This is a genomic window from Pseudarthrobacter albicanus (assembly GCF_018224015.1).
Taxonomy (GTDB): domain Bacteria; phylum Actinomycetota; class Actinomycetes; order Actinomycetales; family Micrococcaceae; genus Arthrobacter; species Arthrobacter albicanus.
In genome coordinates this window covers 1-19362 of sequence record NZ_JAGPOT010000114.1, presented here as the reverse complement: position 1 = coordinate 19362, position 19362 = coordinate 1, and the positions used below count along the sequence as shown (strand labels likewise).

Annotated in this window: 20 protein-coding genes; 4 read left to right on the top strand and 16 right to left on the bottom strand. The window is 65.5% G+C overall.

Features of this window, described 5'->3' with window-relative positions; all coding sequences use genetic code 11:
• Positions 1-248 precede the first annotated feature (248 nt).
• Both J9611_RS19565 and J9611_RS19560 read right to left on the bottom strand, forming a co-directional pair.
• On the bottom strand, positions 249-1049 hold the full coding sequence (locus J9611_RS19565) for an alpha/beta hydrolase (protein ID WP_211882722.1): 801 nt from the start codon (positions 1047-1049) through the stop codon (positions 249-251).
• 10 nt (positions 1050-1059) lie between these two features.
• Positions 1060-1401, bottom strand: coding sequence for an Rv1322 family protein (locus J9611_RS19560; protein ID WP_211882721.1), 342 nt, complete (start codon positions 1399-1401; stop codon positions 1060-1062).
• Between the two features lie 59 nt (positions 1402-1460).
• Between J9611_RS19560 and nucS the strand changes: the two genes are divergently transcribed.
• The 3 genes from nucS to J9611_RS19545 all read left to right on the top strand — a co-directional run bounded on the left by nucS (position 1461) and on the right by J9611_RS19545 (position 3105).
• Positions 1461-2156: an endonuclease NucS gene (gene nucS / locus J9611_RS19555; RefSeq protein ID WP_211882720.1), complete on the top strand. Its 696-nt coding sequence runs from the start codon at positions 1461-1463 to the stop codon at positions 2154-2156.
• Positions 2157-2248: 92 nt separating this feature from the next.
• Positions 2249-2533: a DUF4190 domain-containing protein gene (locus J9611_RS19550; protein ID WP_211882719.1), complete on the top strand. Its 285-nt coding sequence runs from the start codon at positions 2249-2251 to the stop codon at positions 2531-2533.
• A gap of 368 nt (positions 2534-2901) precedes the next feature.
• Entirely contained in the window at positions 2902-3105 is a 204-nt protein-coding gene (locus J9611_RS19545) for a cold-shock protein (protein WP_211882718.1), read from the top strand.
• A 258-nt stretch (positions 3106-3363) separates the two neighbouring features.
• Here J9611_RS19545 and J9611_RS19540 read toward each other — a convergent pair whose 3' ends face one another.
• The 13 genes from J9611_RS19540 to J9611_RS19480 all read right to left on the bottom strand — a co-directional run bounded on the left by J9611_RS19540 (position 3364) and on the right by J9611_RS19480 (position 17053).
• Entirely contained in the window at positions 3364-6036 is a 2673-nt protein-coding gene (locus J9611_RS19540; RefSeq protein ID WP_211882717.1) for a bifunctional lysylphosphatidylglycerol flippase/synthetase MprF, read from the bottom strand.
• Positions 6033-7400 carry an alpha/beta hydrolase gene (locus J9611_RS19535; protein ID WP_211882716.1) on the bottom strand — a complete coding sequence of 456 codons (1368 nt, stop codon included), beginning with the start codon at positions 7398-7400 and terminating at the stop codon, positions 6033-6035. The genes J9611_RS19540 and J9611_RS19535 overlap by 4 nt, the downstream gene beginning before the upstream one ends.
• Before the next feature lie 5 nt (positions 7401-7405).
• Complete coding sequence (locus tag J9611_RS19530) at positions 7406-7837, bottom strand: DUF2550 domain-containing protein (protein ID WP_211882715.1); 432 nt, start codon at positions 7835-7837, stop codon at positions 7406-7408.
• A gap of 10 nt (positions 7838-7847) precedes the next feature.
• Positions 7848-8132, bottom strand: a complete 285-nt coding sequence (locus J9611_RS19525) for a F0F1 ATP synthase subunit epsilon (RefSeq protein ID WP_104172348.1) — start codon at positions 8130-8132, stop codon at positions 7848-7850.
• A gap of 1 nt (position 8133) precedes the next feature.
• Positions 8134-9588, bottom strand: coding sequence for a F0F1 ATP synthase subunit beta (gene atpD / locus J9611_RS19520; protein WP_211882714.1), 1455 nt, complete (start codon positions 9586-9588; stop codon positions 8134-8136).
• Positions 9589-9670: 82 nt separating this feature from the next.
• Positions 9671-10564, bottom strand: coding sequence for a F0F1 ATP synthase subunit gamma (locus J9611_RS19515; RefSeq protein ID WP_211882713.1), 894 nt, complete (start codon positions 10562-10564; stop codon positions 9671-9673).
• A gap of 76 nt (positions 10565-10640) precedes the next feature.
• Complete coding sequence (gene atpA / locus J9611_RS19510) at positions 10641-12278, bottom strand: F0F1 ATP synthase subunit alpha (protein ID WP_211882724.1); 1638 nt, start codon at positions 12276-12278, stop codon at positions 10641-10643.
• An 83-nt stretch (positions 12279-12361) separates the two neighbouring features.
• Positions 12362-13189: a F0F1 ATP synthase subunit delta gene (locus J9611_RS19505; protein WP_211882712.1), complete on the bottom strand. Its 828-nt coding sequence runs from the start codon at positions 13187-13189 to the stop codon at positions 12362-12364.
• Positions 13189-13740 carry a F0F1 ATP synthase subunit B gene (locus J9611_RS19500; protein ID WP_211882711.1) on the bottom strand — a complete coding sequence of 184 codons (552 nt, stop codon included), beginning with the start codon at positions 13738-13740 and terminating at the stop codon, positions 13189-13191. The genes J9611_RS19505 and J9611_RS19500 overlap by 1 nt, the downstream gene beginning before the upstream one ends.
• Positions 13741-13793: 53 nt before the next feature.
• The gene (gene atpE / locus J9611_RS19495; protein ID WP_211882710.1) at positions 13794-14012 is read right to left on the bottom strand and encodes an ATP synthase F0 subunit C; all 219 of its coding nucleotides are present in this window, start codon (positions 14010-14012) and stop codon (positions 13794-13796) included.
• 78 nt (positions 14013-14090) lie between these two features.
• Complete coding sequence (atpB, locus tag J9611_RS19490) at positions 14091-14891, bottom strand: F0F1 ATP synthase subunit A (RefSeq protein WP_211882709.1); 801 nt, start codon at positions 14889-14891, stop codon at positions 14091-14093.
• 434 nt (positions 14892-15325) lie between these two features.
• On the bottom strand, positions 15326-15811 hold the full coding sequence (locus J9611_RS19485; protein WP_211882708.1) for a Cg1360 family ATP-synthase-associated protein: 486 nt from the start codon (positions 15809-15811) through the stop codon (positions 15326-15328).
• Between the two features lie 117 nt (positions 15812-15928).
• Positions 15929-17053, bottom strand: a complete 1125-nt coding sequence (locus J9611_RS19480) for an MraY family glycosyltransferase (RefSeq protein WP_211882707.1) — start codon at positions 17051-17053, stop codon at positions 15929-15931.
• A gap of 296 nt (positions 17054-17349) precedes the next feature.
• Here J9611_RS19480 and J9611_RS19475 point away from each other — a divergent pair, with 296 nt between their 5' ends.
• Positions 17350-18246 (top strand): glycosyltransferase, encoded by an 897-nt coding sequence (locus tag J9611_RS19475; RefSeq protein WP_211882706.1) that lies wholly within the window; start codon positions 17350-17352, stop codon positions 18244-18246.
• Positions 18247-18501: 255 nt separating this feature from the next.
• Here the strand turns inward: J9611_RS19475 and J9611_RS19470 are convergent, their stop codons facing one another.
• Positions 18502-19269 carry a WecB/TagA/CpsF family glycosyltransferase gene (locus J9611_RS19470; RefSeq protein WP_211882723.1) on the bottom strand — a complete coding sequence of 256 codons (768 nt, stop codon included), beginning with the start codon at positions 19267-19269 and terminating at the stop codon, positions 18502-18504.
• Positions 19270-19362: the final 93 nt, after the last annotated feature.

Genomic DNA, 19362 nt, shown 5'->3' with positions numbered 1-19362 from the left:
GCCTGAGCACCACACGCCTGACAGGGACGGAGAGGGGGTGAGCCGAATGAGGAACGGATGCTGCGACGACGGCTCCTGCACCACAGATCAAGGCTGCTGCTGACACCCCGCTGCCTGCCGGCCCCACCGCCGGGAGGACATGCCCATTCGCCGCGCCCGGGACCGGGCATAACCGGAATATGTCCGCCCGCGGCCCCGGCGCGGGGCATGTCCTGTCCGGTGGGCATTTTCGTTTACGTCGCTTGGGCTCAGCCGTGCGCGGTGGCGACCGGCCCGTCCCATTCCTGCGGCAGGGAGGCCCCGCCGGTTCCCCCAGGGATGACCTCGGCCACGATCTCGTTGAGCACGCGGGAGGCGTACTTCTCCCCCACCCAGAGGTGCTTCGCGCCGTCGACCCCCACCACGAGGGCCTGGGGCACCGCGGCGAACCGCTCCGCTGCCGCCGCGGGCTGGAGGTAGTCGTCGTGCTCGGGGACCAGCACCTTCAGGGGCTTGCCCGACGCCGCCCATTCCTTAAGGTGCACGTCGGTGGCGCGGTGAAGCGGGGGCGAGAGCAGGATGGCCCCCTGGACCTCCGGCGCCACCGGCCCGGACGCCCCGTACATCAGCGCCAGTTCGGTGCCGAAGGACCAGCCCACGAGCCAGCGGTTCGGCAGGCCCCGCTCCACGGCAAACCGGACGGCGGCCTCGACGTCGAGGCGTTCGCCCACGCCCCCTTCGAAGGCCCCGCCGCTGGTGCCCCGGGGCGAGGCCGTCCCCCGGGTGTTGAACCGGAGCACGGCCACTCCGGCCAGGGCCGGCAGGCGGTAGGAGGCCTTGCGGAAGACGTGGGAATCCATGAAGCCGCCGTGGGTGGGCAGCGGGTGGAGCGTGATGATGGTCGCCTTGATGCCGCCGGACTCCGGGACAGCGAGCTCGCCCACGAGCACATGGCCGTCCTCGGTGCGCAGCTCCAGGTTCTCCCGGCGGGCCGGAAGAACCGTGGAGGCACGGATCGCCGTGGGCGCAGACGGCTGGCTGAAAACGTACGACGCGGGGTCAAAAGTCATGCTGTCCAGCTTAGCGATACCGGTAGCTGCGCGAGGTCCAGCAGTTGGAATGCCAGTGCCGGCGCTCCGCGAGGCCGGCGGCGGCACCGAAGAGATGGTCCTCGGACCAGACGACGAGGTGCGCCACCCCGGGCAGCACCGCCGTCGAACAGCCGGGGCAGATGTAGGTTTTTCCCGCCCTGCTCGCGGTGATGGAGCGGACCATCCATTCGCCGTCCGGCGCGCTCTCCCTGCGGGCCACGCCGGTGCGGGCCCGTTCAAGGTCCAGCTCCGGCACGGGACCGCCGTGCTTCCCCGTGCCGGAGCCCGCCTTCCCGGAGACTGCGCGGCGGGGTCGGTTGGAACGGGGCATGCTTCCATTCTGCACCAGTCCGGATGCCCGCCGTCACGCCAGACGGTAGTGTAGACCGAGTGCGTTTAGTCATAGCCCGTTGCTCCGTTGATTATGTCGGCCGGCTCAAGGCCCATCTCCCGCTGGCCACCCGGCTCCTGCTGGTCAAGGCCGACGGCTCCGTCCTGGTCCATTCGGACGGCGGATCCTACAAGCCCCTGAACTGGATGAGCCCGCCGGCTTCGCTGCGCGTCTCCACCCCCGACGAGGCCGACGTCGAGCTTGGCGTGGTCGAACAGTGGACCGTCCAGTCCGCCAAGACCGATGACCGGCTCATCATCAGCATCCACGAGCAGCTGCACGACACCTCCCACGAACTCGGTGTGGACCCCGGCCTGATCAAGGACGGCGTGGAGGCGGATCTGCAGCGGCTGCTGGCCGAACAGATCGAGCTCCTCGGCAGCGGGTTCTCGCTGGTCCGTCGCGAATACTTCACCGCGATCGGCCCGGTGGACATCCTCGCCAGGGATGCCAACGGCGCCACCGTCGCCATCGAACTCAAGCGCCGCGGCGACATCGACGGCGTCGAACAGCTCACCCGGTACCTGGAACTGCTGAACCGTGACCCGCTGCTCGCGCCGGTGCGCGGCATCTTCGCCGCCCAGCAGATCAAACCGCAGGCCAAGGTCCTGGCGAACGACCGCGGCATCGACTGCATCACGCTCGACTATGACGCCATGCGGGGCGTCGACGACATCGGCTCCAGGCTTTTCTAGGCCGTCTGCCGCTACTTCCCTCCCCTACCGCTCCCTGATTCAAGTTGCGGGGATAGACTCATCACAACTACGCGAGTGGGGGGTTTATGGGGTTGTCGGAGTTGCAAACGTACCGGGGCACGCGCTACAACCGCCTCGCCATCCTTTCTCTGGGCTTCGCCGTGCTGGCCACGATAGGCACCGTTTTCCTGGGGGTAGCGGTGATCGCGGTCTTCGCCGTCGGCGCCGGACACGTATCGCTGAACCAAATCAGGCTACGAAGGGAGCGGGGCCGCGGGCTGGCAGTCACCGCCCTCGCCATCGGCTACGCCATCGCTGTCTTCGCGCTCATTTCGGCCTTGTCTTTCGCCGCAGGCTATGTTTTTCGGCAGCAGTAGCTGACCGCTACCCGGCGGAACTCGCGCTGTCCCTCGTAATGCGCGGCGGCAATGGGCTGGCCGCTTTCCGGAGTCACCTCGGCCGGTTCCGGGTGCATTCACGGGCGCCGCACCCGTTCATCCGTGCCGTGCACAAAATTTATGGAATTGTTCGCCGTGGCCGTTGACCGGACGCAATTGTCATGAAATTCTTATACGAGTCTTTGTGTAGGTGTTTTTTCATGCTCGCAAGACATGTTGCGAACGTGAAGCTCCTGCCGCTGGAATCCGGTTGATCCGGTCCGAAGGCCAGGGTTCTTCTCGCAGAGTGACCAAGGCCGGCACGAAGGGTGCCAGCCTTAAACAAGATCCACAATGAGGAGAAATACATGGCACAGGGAACCGTCAAGTGGTTCAACGCTGAAAAGGGCTTCGGCTTCATCACCCCGGATGACTCCGACGGCGATGTCTTCGTTCACTACTCCGAGATCCAGACCGGTGGCTTCAAGACCCTCGACGAGAACGCGCGCGTTCAGTTCGAGATCGGCCAGGGCTCCAAGGGCCCGCAGGCAACCGGCGTAACGCTGCTCTAGTCTCCCGCGGACGGGGTTGCCTCAGGGCAGTCTCCGCGAATAAATGATCCCCGGCACTGGTGCCGGGGATCATTTGTGTTTCCTGCTATGTGGAATAATCCGTCTTGCCGGCCGGCCTCCTGCATTGTTGGCATGCTCCCATTGTTGGCCGCCTCCATTGATTGGCGGCTGCATTGCCTGGCTGCATTGTTGTCCGGCAGGCACGCTTTCCGGCCGGACGCGTTTTCCGCCGCCAGCCAACGGCCGGGGATAAAACAATTAGCGCACGAGTGTCCTGAGCAGGCGTGCGCTCTGCCGGACCGAAAGCCCGGGGAGGTATGCCCGACTCAGGGCCCGGCCCATGGCGGGAAGCTGCAGCGGGTCCTGGTAGTACAGGTACAGCGTGCGGTACTCGGGCTTGAACCGGGATTTAAAGGTGGCAAGCGAGCGGAATCCGTACACAGGTTCCAGCGCCCGGCCCACGACGTCGAGGATTCCGGCCAGCCCCTCCGGGCCGGTATTGTCCCGGGCATCCCAACCCTCCGGCCCGGTATTGTCCTCGCCCGGAGAATCCGGGCGGCCTTCCGGTGCCTCAGCTGCCGGTGCAGCGCCTTCCGGTCCAGCGCCTTCGGTTGCAGCTGCCGCGGCAACGGCAACCGCAACGGGCGGCGACGCTTTGGCCAGCGGCGAGCCGGAGAGGGAAATGACCTCCACCGAACTCTTCAGCTCCTGCACCGCCGACGCGATCAGGAATTCCATCACCCCGGGGAAGGCATCGCCCCTCCTGCGCATGAAGTCCAGGGTCCAGCACACCACCCGGCCGCCCTCATAGACGGGCAGCCAGCTGGTGACGCCCTGCACGAGCCCCTCGGCGTCCACCGCCAGGCAGCAGAGCACGTCGTCGTCGTCGAGTTCGTCGATTCCGCCGAGCGTGAAGCCCATTTCGGGGACCGGCTTCTGGGCCGCCCATTCTTCGGAAACCTCGCTCAGCTGGGTGCGCAGGGACGGCGAAAAGCCGCTGTAGCGCCCCCAGACCGCCCGCACGCCCGTCTTGGCCGCGCGGTTCAGGGCAGTGCGGACGTTTTGCCATTCCTTGCCCTTGAACTCGATCCCGCGCACAGCGAGCCTGGTTTCCTGGGCCACAGCCACCCGCTGGAAGCCGCGGGCATTCAGCATCGGCCACAGCTCGTCCGTGCAGGAATAAAAGCATGGGATGAGCGCATGCCGGGCACAGTCCGTGATGAATTCCGCCGCTGTTTCCTCATGGAGGGCCGACGGGCCGAACGGGCCGGCCAGGGTCAATGCGACATTGCCATGCTGCTGGTAGGCCACTCCCCCGCGCCGGTCCGGCGTGAACCAGTATTTGTTGGGCTCCCAGAGAGCCATCCAGGACAGCGAGTCCCCGCCCTGCCGGATCAGCCCACGGGCAATGTCCCGGTCTCCCGATCCGGCGTCCGTCCGGTGCAGCCGGCGCAGCAGGACGAGCCACACCGCGGCCAGGGCGACAGCCCAGAAGATAATTCCGGAGTAGGCGAAAAGGAAGGCCTCGACGGCGTTGCGGTTCTGGAAGATGCGGGCGTAGCCGCCGGGGATCGGCACCGGCAGGTACTGGCGGGCCAGCTCGGCCCCGAGGCCCAGCAGGCCGCCGTCGCGGTCCATTCCCCCGGCGGCAAACCAGGCCGCGGTGTAGCCTCCGGCGAGCACCAGCCAGGTGCCGCCGACAACTGCGCCCAGGATCCGCCGTGCCCGCGGAGCCGTCTCGACGCGGAACTGCCGCCGGTTGGCCAGGAGCAGCACCACCAGGAGCAGCGGGACGGCCACGAGGGGCAGGATGTGGACGAACCCGGAACCCATGACGGCCGTGTGCGCCCTGTTGGGGTAATGCGGGATGCGGGCGAAGAGCGCGAGGTACACTGCAGCCAGGGCCGTCACGGCGAGCTGTACGATGATGGCGATCCGCAGGGCAAGCCGGCGGCCATGCCGCATGCCGTCCGCGCAGATGAGCAGCAGCACGACCGGGACCACCGAGAGCGCGAGGCCCAGCGGGCCGGCGAAACCCGGCCGCCCGACGTCCAGGCAGCTGACATCGACGGTGCCGCCGCAGTTCTGCTCGAGCTGGCCCAGCGTCGGCAACGGATTCAGGACGACGTCGCGCAGCAGGGCGAGCGGTCCGGTAGGGGCGCTGACCGCGGCCGTCAGGATCGGGCCCACGGCGAAGATGGCAACCGTCAGGGCCAGCAGGTTCCGGGTTTCACGGCCGGTCGAGCGGTGGCGGTGGAGTGTGCCCGTTTCACCCTGGATCCACCAGCCCGCCGCCTGCCCGGCCAGGGCGCCGGCGAGGCCGACGACGGTCTCCGCGTGCCCGACGTACAGCACCAGCAGCAGCGCGGCGGACAGCACCGCGGTCCGCAGCCGCCGCTGCCAGAGCGTCGGCAGGTACCCGCTGGCCGCAAGCGTGACGGCGAGGATCGCGGCGTAGGGGCCGATCAGACTGGCGTCCGCCATCAGGCCGAGCCAGCCGTCACCGGCATAGCGGGACAGCTGGGTGAGCAGCAGGAACAGTGTCACGGCGGCAAACTGGCCGGCAAAGAAGAAAAACGCCGTGCGCACCGTGCCCAGCTGCCGCTCCGCGAGGCCCAGCAGCAGCAGCATCATCAGAGCGGCAGCGAGGTAGGCCAGCGGATTGGTCACGAAGAACAGCGATGTGAACAGGGACCACCAGTGGCCTGCCTTCAGGCCCGGAGCGCTGACGGAGGCCACATCCAGCAGCGATTCCGGCGGTCCGGCCAGGAAACTGCCGGTGGCTGCGCCCGTTGCCAGGAAGACGCCCAGCACGGCCAGCGTGAACGGCACGGCACGGAAGTGCCCCAGCGTCCGGCGCACACTCTGCCGCCAGACGCCCAGCAGCGCCCCCCCGCCGTTCCCCGGCGGCCGGCCCGATGCCGGCGTCATGGCCGGATGCCCCAGCGTTTGGCGAGGAAGTCCAGGCCGCCGGGCAGGCCCCTGGACGCCGTCTCCCAGGAGTGCCCGGCGTTGGGAATCCGCCGGGTTTCCACGGCGAACCCTGCCTTGTGTGCGGCCGCCGAGAGCAGGTCCATGTAGCCGATGAACTCGGGGTCCCGCTCACCGGCGCCGAAGTAGATGGCGCTCCCCTCGAAGCTGCCCTCCTTCAGGACCTGCAGCGGGGTCTGCCGTTCGAAGGCCGCGGTGTCTCCTTCGAAGGCTGCCTGGATGGTCTTGTCGCGTTCCTTGGCGAGGGCGGGTTCCTTCTCGCTGGAGAAAGCCAGCGCGGCGTTGTAGACCTCCGGATGCCGGGTCACCAGCTGCATGGCACAGGTGGCGCCGTAGGAGAAGCCTCCGACGGCCCACTGCCGGGGGTCCGGATCGACGTCGAGCGTCTTGTTGATCCATTCCGGCACGTCCCGGGCGAGGAAAGTGTCCGCCTGGGCTATCCGGCTGTCCATGCACAGGGTGTTGCCGCCGGCGGAACCGTTCGGGTCGACGATGACGACCACCGGGGCGACGCCGGCGTGCGCCGCGGCGAAGCGGTCCAGGCGGCTCCGGAGGGCGCCTCCGGCGAGCCAGTCGGCCGGTCCTCCGGGCTGGCCGGCGAACAGGACCAGGACAGGAAGCGCCGGGCGCGGCGAGACCTGGTAGGCAGGCGGAAGGTAGAGGTACGCCTCGCGGCTGTGGAACCCGGAACTCGTGCCGGGGATCTCTGCCCTTCGCAGTTCGCCTTCCGGCAGCTGCGCCGGAGCCCGCCATCCGGCGAGGCCGACGGCGGCCGGGGTTCCCGCGGGACGCATCAGGCCGGCTTCGAGCGGCTGGATCCGCGCCACGGCGGTTCCGGCCAGGTCGCTGACCGTCTGGTTCAGCCCGAAATAGACGTTGAACTGGACCGCGGAGAGCGCGACGACGCCCAGCAGGGCGCCCGTGGCTGCTGCGGTCGAGCGCACGCGGTGCAGGGCCGGCCGGGGAGGTTGGGGGATGCTCGCAAGGAAGGGTTTCCGTCCCCAGATTCCGTGCAGCCGCAGGAGCCACAGCAGCAGGGCCGCGACGGCCGGAACAGACCAGACGAGGGTCTCCCAGGGAAGTTCCTCGGGGAAGACCGAGAGCACATAGATCAGCAGCAGGTGGATCCCCGCCACGAGGGCCGCCGAGAGCAGGAGCACGGCGGACAGCACCACGGCGGACGCGCTGAGGGAATGGCGGCGCCCGCTCCGCCAGAGCAGATAGGCCATGCCGGCCACGCCGGCACCCCAGGCAATCCACACCACCGGGCCGTCGACCAGCCCGATGTCCTCGACGAAATCCACCGGGGCTAGCGCCAGGTACCGACGCCGATGACCGGTCCGGCCTCAAGCCACGAGGACAGGCCGGTGTACGCGTCGAACCTCATGGCAAGCAGGACTTCCTGCCCTTCGTGCCGGAGTTCCACGATCACGGAGTCCGGCTGCACCTTGGGCAGCTCGGACTCGGTGGGTTTGCGCCGCCCCAGGAGTACCAGGGAACTGCGCCGGAAGGTGTGCTTGGGACGCACGCTCACGGAGGCCAGGCGGAACCACTCCAGGTCTTTGTCCTGATAACGACAAACCCCCATCTGCCAGCTGTTTCCAGCCGTGCAGATGGAGGCGTCCACCGTGCCCAGGGCGCGCCGCAGATTGAAGCGGCGCACCCCGGAAAGGCACAGTCCAATGACCAGCAACGCAAATACAGTTGCCAGGACGATGAACGGCAAACTCGTTACGTTCATCAAGGTCCTGCTAGCGGATCCCCGCAGTAGCCGCGTCACCCATTTGGGCGTTGTCAGCAACAATGACCACGCGGTTGTTGTCGACGGAGAAGAATCCCCCGTCGACGACTACGGCAATGCGGTCACCGGACACCGGCTCGATAGCCAGTTCACCTTCGGCCAGAATCGCCAGCAGGGGCGAGTGGCCGGGCAGGATTCCGATTTCACCATCGCTGGTGCGGGCCTTGACCATCTTGGCCGCTCCGGACCACACGAAGTGGTCCGCTGCGACAATCTCAACCTCAAGCTCAGCCATATTACTTGGTCTGTTCCTGGATCCTGGCCCACTGGCGCTCAACGTCATCCAGGCCGCCGACGTTGAAGAACGCCTGCTCTGCGATGTGGTCGAGTTCGCCGTCGCAGATGGCGGTGAAGCCTTCAACCGTGTCCTTGATGGAGACGGTGGAGCCTTCGACGCCGGTGAACTGCTTGGCGGTGTAGGTGTTCTGCGAGAGGAACTGCTGGATGCGGCGTGCACGCGACACGACGATCTTGTCTTCCTCAGAGAGTTCGTCAACGCCGAGGATGGCGATGATGTCCTGAAGTTCCTTGTTCTTCTGCAGGATCTGCTTCACCCGGACGGCCGTGTTGTAGTGGTCGTTGCCGATGTACTGCGGATCCAGGATGCGGGAGGTCGACGTCAGCGGGTCAACGGCCGGGTACAGACCACGGGAGGCGATTTCACGGGACAGTTCCGTGGTCGCGTCCAGGTGTGCGAAGGTCGTGGCCGGGGCCGGGTCGGTGTAGTCATCTGCGGGGACGTAGATGGCCTGCATCGAGGTGATGGAGTGGCCCTTGGTGGACGTGATGCGCTCCTGGAGGAGACCCATCTCGTCCGCCAGGTTGGGCTGGTAGCCCACGGCCGACGGCATGCGGCCGAGGAGGGTGGAGACCTCGGAACCTGCCTGGGTGAAGCGGAAGATGTTGTCGATGAAGAGCAGCACGTCCTGGTTCTGGACATCGCGGAAGTACTCCGCCATGGTCAGTGCGGACAGCGCCACGCGCAGGCGCGTTCCCGGCGGCTCATCCATCTGGCCGAATACAAGGGCCGTGTCCTTCAGGACGCCTGCCTCTTCCATTTCAACCCAGAGGTCGTTGCCTTCACGGGTACGCTCGCCGACACCGGCGAACACCGAGGTGCCGCCGAAGTTGCGGGCAACACGGGTGATCATTTCCTGGATCAGCACGGTCTTGCCGACGCCGGCGCCGCCGAACAGGCCGATCTTTCCACCCTTGATGTACGGGGTGAGAAGGTCGATGACCTTGATGCCGGTTTCCATCATCTCGGTGGAACCCTCGAGCGTCGCGAAGGCCGGTGCCTTGCGGTGGATCGGCCAGCGCTCGGTGATCTCGAGTCCCGACTCAGCCACGTCAAGCGGCTGGCCCAGCACGTTGAAGATGTGTCCCTTGACGATGTCGCCGACGGGCACGGAAATGGGGGCTCCCGTGTCCGCTACAGCGGTACCGCGGACCAGGCCGTCGGTTGCCTGCAGGGAGATGGCGCGAATGACGTTGTCGCCGAGGTGCAGGGCAACCTCGAACGTGATCGTCTTGGTCTCACCGTTGAGAGTAATCTCCGTGGTGAGTGCGTTGTAAATCGAGGGGATTGCGTCAGCCGGGAATTCGACGTCGACAACCGGGCCAATAACACGTGCAATACGGCCGGTAGCACCGGTCGTCGCGGCTACGTGTTCGGTAGCAGTGGCAGTCATCTCTCTCACTTCACTCAGTAGATGGCGTGGGGGTTAAGTTTATTTCTTGGTGCAGGTACAGCTGGATCCGGAACCGTACCGGCTAGGACGCGTTCAAGGCGTCGGCGCCGGCAACGATTTCGGAAAGCTCCTGCGTAATCTCAGCCTGGCGGGCAGTGTTTCGCAGACGCGTGAATTTCTTGATGAGGTCCGTGGCGTTGTCGCCGGCGGACTTCATGGCCCGCTGGCGTGCAGCGAGCTCCGAAGCGGCTGCCTGCAACATGGCGGCGAAGATCCGTGACTCGATGTAGCGCGGCAGCAGAGCATCAAGAACCTGCTCGGTTTCCGGCTCGAATTCGTAAAGCGGCAGGAGCTCCGATTCGGACGCGGCCGCCTCTTCGACAACCTCGAGGGGGAGAAGACGGACAACCGTCGGCTCCTGGACAACCATCGACCTGAAGCGGGTGTAGACGACATGGATCTCGTCGACGCCGCCCTCTTCATAGGCCGTCGCAAAGTCAGTCAGCAATGCCTCGCTGATTTCCTGTGCGGTGGCAAACTCCGGTGCGTCCGTGCCGCCGGTCCAGACCCGCCCGTAAGGGCGGTTGCGGAAGTCGAAGTACGCCTGGGCCTTGCGGCCGACCAGGTACATCTTGACTTCCTTGCCTTCCTCAAGCAGCAGCTCGTTGAGACCTTCCGCCTGCTTGAGCACGCTCGCCGAGTAAGAACCCGCGAGGCCACGGTCCGAGGTGATTACCAGGACGGCGGCCCGGCGGATCTGTTCCGGCTCGGTGACCAGCGGGTGGTCGATTTCGCTCTGGCTTGCGACAGCAGAAACGGCGCGCGTGATCGCGTTTGCGTAAGGCAGTGAAGCTGCTACGCGTGCTCGGGCCTTGCCGATGCGCGAGGTAGCGATCAGTTCCATCGCCTTGAAGATCTTGCGCATCGACGTCGTCGAGCTGATCTTCTGGCGGTAGACCCGGATCTGGGCTCCCATACTTATCCTTTCCTAAGATCCCGATGGCCGGGACTGCCGGAACCTGTTGGGGTCCCGGCAGTCCCTGCCGGCGGAACTAGCGCTTCTGCTTGACGATTTTTTCCTGGTCGACCTGCTGCCCGTCGATGGGGGCGTGCTCCTCGCGCCCCGCACCGACCAGGTAGCTGTCTCCCTCGCCGAAGAAGCCCTTCTTGAAGGCCACGATCGAGGTCTTCAGTGCTTCTGCGGTGTCATCGTCCATGACGTTGGTCTGTGCCAGCGTCGTCAGGATGGAGGACTTGTGCTTGAGGTGCTCCAGGAACTCGGTTTCGAAGCGGTTGATGTCCTCAACCGGAACGTCGTCGAGGTGGCCGTTGGTGCCTGCCCAGATGGAGACGACCTGGTCCTCGATCGGGAACGGCGAGTACTGGCCCTGCTTGAGCAGTTCCATCAGGCGCGCACCGCGGGTCAGCTGCTGGCGCGATGCGGCGTCGAGGTCCGACGCGAACATTGCGAAGGCCTGCATGTCGCGGTACTGGGCCAGTTCCAGCTTCAAGGTGCCGGAGACCTTCTTCATCGACTTGACCTGGGCGGCGCCGCCGACGCGGGAGACGGACACGCCGACGTCGACAGCGGGACGCTGGTTGGCGTTGAAGAGGTCCGACTGCAGGAAGATCTGGCCATCGGTAATGGAGATCACGTTCGTCGGGATGTAGGCGGAAACGTCGTTTGCCTTGGTCTCGATGAGCGGCAGGCCGGTCATCGAACCTGCGCCGAGCTCGTCGGAGAGCTTGGCACAACGCTCCAGCAGACGGGAGTGCAAGTAGAACACGTCGCCCGGGTAGGCTTCGCGTCCCGGCGGGCGGCGGAGCAGCAGCGACACTGCACGGTAGGCCTCGGCCTGCTTGGAGAGATCATCGAAGACGATGAGGACGTGCTTGCCGCCGTACATCCAGTGCTGGCCGATGGCCGAGCCGGCATACGGAGCCAGGTACTTGAAGCCTGCGGGGTCGGACGCGGGCGAAGCCACGATGGTCGTGTACTCCAGCGCGCCGTTGTCCTCGAGGGTCTGGCGGACGGCAGCGATCGTGGATGCCTTCTGGCCGATGGCTACATAGATGCAGCGCACCTGCTTCTTGACATCCCCCGAAGCCCAGTTGGCCTTCTGGTTGATGATCGTGTCGATGGCGATCGCGGATTTGCCGGTCTGGCGGTCACCGATGATCAGCTGACGCTGGCCGCGGCCGATCGGGATCATGGCGTCGATAGCCTTGAGGCCGGTCTGCATCGGTTCGTGGACCGACTTGCGCTGGGTCACGCCGGGCGCCTGGAGTTCCAGGGCACGGGTTTCGGTGGTCTTGATTTCGCCGAGGTCGTCGATGGGCTCGCCCAGCGGGTCGACAACACGGCCGAGGAAGGCGTCGCCCACCGGAACGGACAGAACCTGTCCGGTGCGGTGAACTTCCTGGCCTTCTTCGATTCCGGTGAAGTCACCGAGGATGATGACGCCGATCTCGCGGACGTCGAGGTTCTGGGCCAGGCCCAGCGTGCCGTCTTCGAAGCGAAGCAGCTCGTTCGCCATGACCGAGGGAAGGCCCTCAACACGGGCGATGCCGTCACCTGCGGTTGTTACACGGCCGACCTCTACGCGCTCTGCGTTTCCGGGTTCGTAGGACGCCGCGAACTCGTTCAACGCATTACGGACGTCGTCGGCGTTGATGGTCAATTCGGCCATCTGCAGTCCCTGCTCTCCTGTTTTCGTGATCATCGTTGCTCACGATGACCGGGGTTGCTATCAGTTAAGTTGTGCTTGTCCGGCTAACCGGCGAACTGTCGGTGCAGCTGGGCCAGGCGGGTGAGGACCGAAGCGTCAACCACTTCGTCACCGACCTGGATCCGGATGCCACCGATCAGTGCCGGGTCAACGTTCATGTTGATCTTAAGCTCGCGCCCGTACAGGGCATTCAGCCCGGTGTGCAGGCGGCCCGCCTGGGTTGCCGTCAAGGGACGGGTGACGCCGACGGTTGCAATCCAGCGCTGCTGGCGCTTGGCTGCGAGTTCGGCGAAACGGCGGACGAGCTTGGTGACCTTGAGGCCGCGGGGCTGAGAAACTGCCTGTCCAATCAGGACCTTCGCTTCCCCGCTGGCATTGGGAACGAGCTTTTCGGCGAGGGCAGTCTTGGCAGCCGGGCTCGCCTGCGGCTCGGACAGGGCACGCTGTACCTCGTGGCTGGACTCGACGGTCTGGTTGAAGGCGAACAGATCGTTCTCCAGCGCTTCCAGCCCGGTGATTCCTGAGGCAGAGACTGCCGACTTGTTCTCGGCAACGGCGATGACCACCGAAGCGGCAAGAGTCTCGAGTGCATCGCCGATATCCCGAGCCGATGCCCAGCGTGAACCGGCCAGTCCGCTCGCGATTTCCACAGCGTCAGCGGAGACTTTTCCGCCGAAGAGCTGCTTGACCAATGCCGACTTTTCGTCGTTGCTGCGGGACGGGTCAGCCAGGGCGCGGCGCAAGCCGGCCGAGCTGTCCACAGTAGCCAGGATTCCGAAGAGGTCGTTAGCCAACTGCAGCGAAGCGTCAGGAAGCTTGGCTTCCAGCGCCAGCAGCGCCGCGGTCAGCGATTCGCTCGATACACCTGCCATTACTTAGCTGCACCTGCGTTCTGGTTCTCCAGATCTGCCAGGAAGCGGTCAACCACCCGGGCCGAACGCTCGTCATTGTCGAGCGCCTCGCCGACGATGCGGCCGGCCAGCGTGGTGGCCAGCGTGCCGACCTCCGTGCGCAGGGCCACGACGGCGGCCTGGCGCTCGGACTGGATCGCAGCGTGTGCCTGTGCCGTGATCCGGGCAGACTCTGCAGCTGCCTTTTCCTTCAGATCCGCCAGGATCTGGGCGCCTTCGCCACGGGCTTCCTCGCGGATGCGGTTGGCCTCGGCACGGGCGTCGGTCAGCTGCTGCTTGTACTCTTCGAGTGCTGCGGAAGCTTCGGCCTGCGCCTTTTCTGCCTTGGCAATGCCGCCTTCAATGGCCTCGGCACGCTCTGCAAACGTCTTCTCGAACATCGGGACAACAAACTTGACCACGATGTAAAAGAGGACTGCAAAGCCGACGAGGACGACGCCCATTTCCCATACGTTGGGAACGAGCGGGTTGGCCGCCTCGGCGCCAGCGGCTGAAATGATCGTTTGATGCATGATTCACCCGTCCTTATCTACTTGGTTCTGGATGTTCGCTAAGTTCTGAAGGTTTACTTGAGAACGAAGGCGAAGACCAGGCCGAGGATGGCGAGGGCTTCAGTCAGCGCAAGGCCGAGGAATGCGATCGGCTGCAGGACGCGCTGCGCTTCCGGCTGACGTGCCACACCGTTGATGTAGGCAGCGAACACGAGACCCACACCGATACCACCGCCGATGGCGGAGAGGCCGTAGCCGATGAGGTTGAGGGAGCCGTTAATGGAGCCGTTCATTTTTTTCCTTTCAAGATGCCATCCAGGTGGCAGGTTGTTTGGTGTTCTTCATCCCCGCGGGGGGAAGTTTGTGGGTGCCTAGTGGCTGTCCGCGTGCAGGGCGCCTTCGATGTAGATGGCAGTCAGCAAGGTGAAGACGTAGGCCTGCAGCGCCATGATCAGCGCTTCGAGCATGTACATGGCGATGGAGCCTGCCAGGACGAGGACGGACGCGCCCTTCAGGAGCACGTTCTCCTGCATGACGAGGAATTCGATTCCGGATCCGGCGATCATGACGATGAGGTGACCGGCCAGCATCGTGGCGAACAGACGGAGGCTGTGCGTGACGGGGCGGACCAGGAAGTTGGAGATGATCTCGATCGGAATGACGATCGGCAGGATGTAGATCGGGACCCCGCTGGGCACGGTGGCCAGCTTGAAGTACTTGAGGCCGTTCTTCTTGATGCCGATCGCGATCCAGGTGACGTACACGATCGCTGCGAGCACATAGGCGCCGCCGACGTGGGAGAAGCTCGGAAGCTGGATCACGGGGATGGCGCCGTAGATGTTGTTCACCAGGATGAAGAAGAAGAGGCTGAACAGCAGCGGGACGTACTTCATGAAGTCTTTGCTGCCGATGATGTCCTTGGCGATGCCGTTGCGGACGAAGCCATAGGCCATCTCGCCTGCAAACTGCAGCTTGCCGGGAACGAGCTGCTGCTTCCGCGCAGCTAGCAGAAAGAATGTAGCGATAATAACGACCGACAGGATTACCAGCAGCATCTGCTTGGAGAATCCGTCCGCCGCACCCCAGGGCAAGATTGCCGGAAGGTGTAATTCTTCAATTCCAGGAGGAGTAAACTCCCCCGAATCTTGGGCCGGGAGCGCAAGCGCGATCAACGCGTTTCCTCTCTGCAGTGTCCATCATTGGGCGTTGGTCGGAGAACGGCGGCGTTTCTGCACGCCTTTCCCCCTGTGAAATTATTTGGCATTACTGTTCCTCGTCCTGGGACGGGCCACGTGCAGCATTGTCCCCGCCAGCTGATGTTCTGGAACTGGTGAGGCCGTGCATATGAGAAAGATAGAACCCTCCCGCAGCTCCAAGCAGAGCGCCTGCGAGCACAATCCAGCGGGTTCCCCACAGATTATCCAGACTCCACCCTATCAAACTCCAGACGATGATTCCGCCAACAATGTAGCTGAAGACGGCGATCCCGGCGTTGTATCCGCCGTCCCCGCCGTCCGCGGATACACCGGGGGCAGGCCCGGTGGATTTGGGGGTGCCGGGCTTGGTTTCGGTGGCCTTGGAATTTGTCCTGCGTCCGGTTCTGCGGCTAAACATCGGTGCCCCCTTCGCGGGTCTGGGGGTCGTTGTAGATCTGGAGCCGGGCCTTGCTGAAGCCATAGATTTCTGCGGCCTGCCAAAAGACCACGGTCACGACGGCGCCGATCAGGAACCATTGGGCGTGCAGCCAGGCGGGCGCCCCGAGGATAAAAAGAACCACGGCAAATCCGACCACTTTGACGAAATAGGTCCCAGCAAACAGCCCGATTGCTCCGGAGGGGTTGTTGCGGCCCACAACGTGGCCGATCACGAGGCTGATGGCAAAAAACGCCATCACCAGGGCTCCGCCGAAGAGGCAGGACAGAAAGCCGGTCCCCCCGTTGAACACAAGGGCGGCAACTCCCGCCAGCAGCAATGCGCCGCCGGCAGCCGCCGAACTCAGGCCGAGCAACTTCAGCCACAAGGACCGAGTGGGGCCGGATACACCAACGGCTCCGGCGCCGGACGCGGGTCCGGGATCGGCGTTGGAGGTCATGGCTATCCCAATCGTCGGGGTGGGGCTGGTCAGAATGGCGCGGCGATTGGCCGCACCTGAATTCTACAGCAGATAGAAATTATTCGGAAAAGGGTGTCGCCCCGGCGGACCACCGGCTCACTCCGGTGTCCCCGCCGCCCGTCCGGGAGTCCTCAGACGGATGTAGGGCCACGCCGTCGCCACGGCCATTACCGCGGTGCCGGCCGCGTCGATGGCCAGGACGATCTGCCACGGGTAGATGGCGAAAGCCAGGCCTCCGAAGGCGAGGATGCAGGTCCACAGGTACATCAGCACCACGGCGCCGCGGTGGGTGTAGCCGATGTCGAGGAGCTTGTGGTGCAGGTGCCCGCGGTCGGCAGACCAGGGCGAACGCCCCAGGGCGGTGCGCCGCACGATGGCCAGGCCCAGGTCCAGCAGCGGCAGGAAGAGCACCGCGAAGGGCAACAGGATGGGAATGATGGTGGGGATACCGTTGATCCGGTCGTACAGGCCGGACGTTATCTGCCCGGTGGACACGACGCCGGCCGTCGCCAGGAGCAGGCCGATCAGCATGGCGCCGGAGTCGCCCATGAAAATCTTCGAGGGAAACCAGTTGTGCGGCAGGAACCCCAGGCAGCCGCCCACCACTACTGCGGTCAGGAGCGTCGCGAGATCGGACTTGTCCAGCACGTCTGAGTTGCGGTGCACCCAGTAGGCCGTCAGGAAGAACGCTGCACCGCCGATGATTGCCACTCCTGCGGCGAGGCCGTCCAGCCCGTCGATGAAGTTGAAGGCATTCATGGTGGTGACTATGAGTCCGGCCGTCAGCACAATGCTGACCGCTTCATTGTGAATAACGACGGGTTCCGGGAAGAAAGGAACAATCGTCATGCGGACTCCCCAGACCGCGACCACGCCGGCGGCCGCGCTCTGGCCGATGAGCTTGACCCACCAGCGCAGGTCCAGCAGGTCATCCGCCAGGCCGACCACAACAATCAGGGCCGCGCCCGCGAGTACGCCCCAGGGTGCGGAGTTGTTCCGGAAAATGTCCTTGACGAAGAAGGACTGGCTCGCCACGATCAACGCCACCAGGAACCCGGCGAAGATTCCCATGCCCCCGAGCCTGGACACCTGGTGCGAGTGCATATCACGGCTGCGGATCGGGGAAAAGAGTTCCAGCCTGTTGCCGACCATCCGGGCACCCCAAGTCGCCGCATAGCTCACGACTGCCGCCGTCAGCATCATGAGGAGGTACATGATCACCGGGACACCACCTGCCCGAAGACCTCGGCGCATGCAGCACCAGGCCGCAGATTCCGCGGCCGGGACTTTCGTTGGGGGCTGTGGGAGCGGGGTGAACTCAACTGCCGTGGAACTGACTTTCGATAAATGAAACTTCTCCGTCGCCGTGCGCAGGGCAGGCAGTGCGTAGTGCCTGACAGGGCTGTATTACAGTGGACTCTAGTCAAGATACTAATGCCAACGGCCACCTGTCCTCGCGTCACACGGCCCATGGCCGGCGGGAAAACCCGTGACGGCCGTGCTGAAAGGACCCCGCGATGACCCTGTCGGTTGCAGTTGCCGCCGTGACGTTTGACCGTCCACGGGAGCTGGCCGTCCTGCTGGACGCCATCAACAACCAGACGGCACCGGTCCGCTCCATCTGCCTCGTCGACAGCGGCACGGTGCCCGCCAAAGACGTGGCGGACCAGCACGGAAACGTGGACTATGTCCGGTCCGAGGCGAACCTGGGAGGCGCGGGCGGTTTTTCCCTGGCGATCCTCAAGGCGGTGGCGTCCGGGGCGGACTGGATCTGGATGATGGACGACGACGCCGAACCCGCCGACCCGGAATGCCTCGCCACGCTGGTGCGCGAGGCGCAGGCCCGGGACCTCGACGCCGTCGTCCCCCTGGTGGTGGCCCCGGGCCACCCGGACCAGCTGTCCTTCTTCTTCCGGCTGGACGGGAAGGTCACCCACGACCGAGCCGCCGTGGAGAAGCTGGGTTTCCTGCCCGGCGACGGGCACTTCTTCAACGGTGCCCTCATCCGCTCCGATGTCTTCTTCAAGGTCGGGCTGCCCGACATGCGCCTCTTCATCCGCGGTGACGAGGTGGACTTCACCCTCCGGCTCCGGAAGGCCGGGATCCGCTTCGGCACCGTGACCACGGCCGCCATCACCCATCCGCATGCCTTTTCCGAGACCAAGCATGTCTATGGCGCCAGGTGGCACGTGATCGTGCCGGACAGCGCCTTCAAGCGCTACTTCTACTACCGGAACCGCGGCTACATGATCCGCCGTCACTTCCGGGTCAAGTCGCTCATAGCGGATGTGGGCGGCTACCTGGGCTACTTCCTGCGCCGCGGCGACTTCCGTGGCCTAGCAGACTGGTTCAGCGCGTTTTCGAAAGGGCTTCGCGGCAAGGGCTTCGGTCCCCTCGAGGACCAGAAGTTCTAGCGGCTCCCCCTGGCGGTTTGCTGGGCGTCCGCTGGTAGGCAGTTTCGTTGGTTCGCCGGGGGTTCCGGTCCAAGGGGCGGGGTGGCCGGGTCCAGGGACATGCCCCGCGCCGGGGTCGGCCGATGGACATATTCCGGTTGTGCCCAGTCCCGGGCGCGGGGAATGGGCATGTCCTCCCGGCGCGATGAGGTCTTGGCCCCTAACCTCCGACGAATCAACGAAAATGACCGCTAGCACTATCTGCCAGCGGCCTTTTTAGCCCCTCTGCCGAAGGCGCCGGCGGACCAGCAGCCCGAGCAGCACCCAGGGCTCACCGAGCACCCGGTACGCCACCCGCCGCGGATGGAGCATGAGCCGCCACGCCCATTCCAGCCCGAGGCGCCCGATCCAGCGCGGCGCCAGTTTCTGCACGCCCGCCAGCTGTTCAATCGCCCCGCCCACGGCGCAGTAGACGGCAGGCGGCAGCGTTGCCAGCCTGCGCCGGAGCACCTGTTCCTGCAGCGGCATGCCCAGTCCGAGCAGGACCAGCTGCGGTTGCAGCCCGGCCAGCCAGGCGGCCGCCTTCTCCTCGAGTTCCTCGTTCCAGCCCTCGCCGGGCATACCGTCGACCCGGGCGCGCGGGACGAGGTCACGGAGCCGGGCGACGGCGCCCGCGTTGGCCACGGCGCCGGCCCCGATCACGGCGATCCGCTGCAGCCCGTCCACGCCCGCCAGCGCAGGGATCCAGTCGGTCGACCCCAGCCGGTAGTCCATGACCGGCCCGGTGGCCCTGTCGCCGTCGCCGCCCTTGGCCCACAGCCACAGCACCGGCGCGCCGTCGATGAGCACCACGTCGCTTTGCTCGTAAATCGAGCGGAATCCGGAATCCGAGTGCAGCAGCGTGACGCTGTGCAGGTTGTGGCCCACCACCGTGCGGGTCCCGCCCTCAGCGATGTAGCGGTTGAGGACCGCGGTCAGTCCCGGGACGGTGAGGGGTGTCGCGTCCACGTCCAGGACGGGGATGTGCTGCCGGGCCAGGGTCATTCGGCGGGTTCCGCGGCCGCGGCCGCGGGCGCGTCCGGCGTGGCGGGCGCGTCCGGCGTGGCTGCGGCGGGTTCCGCGGCCGCGGCCGCGGGC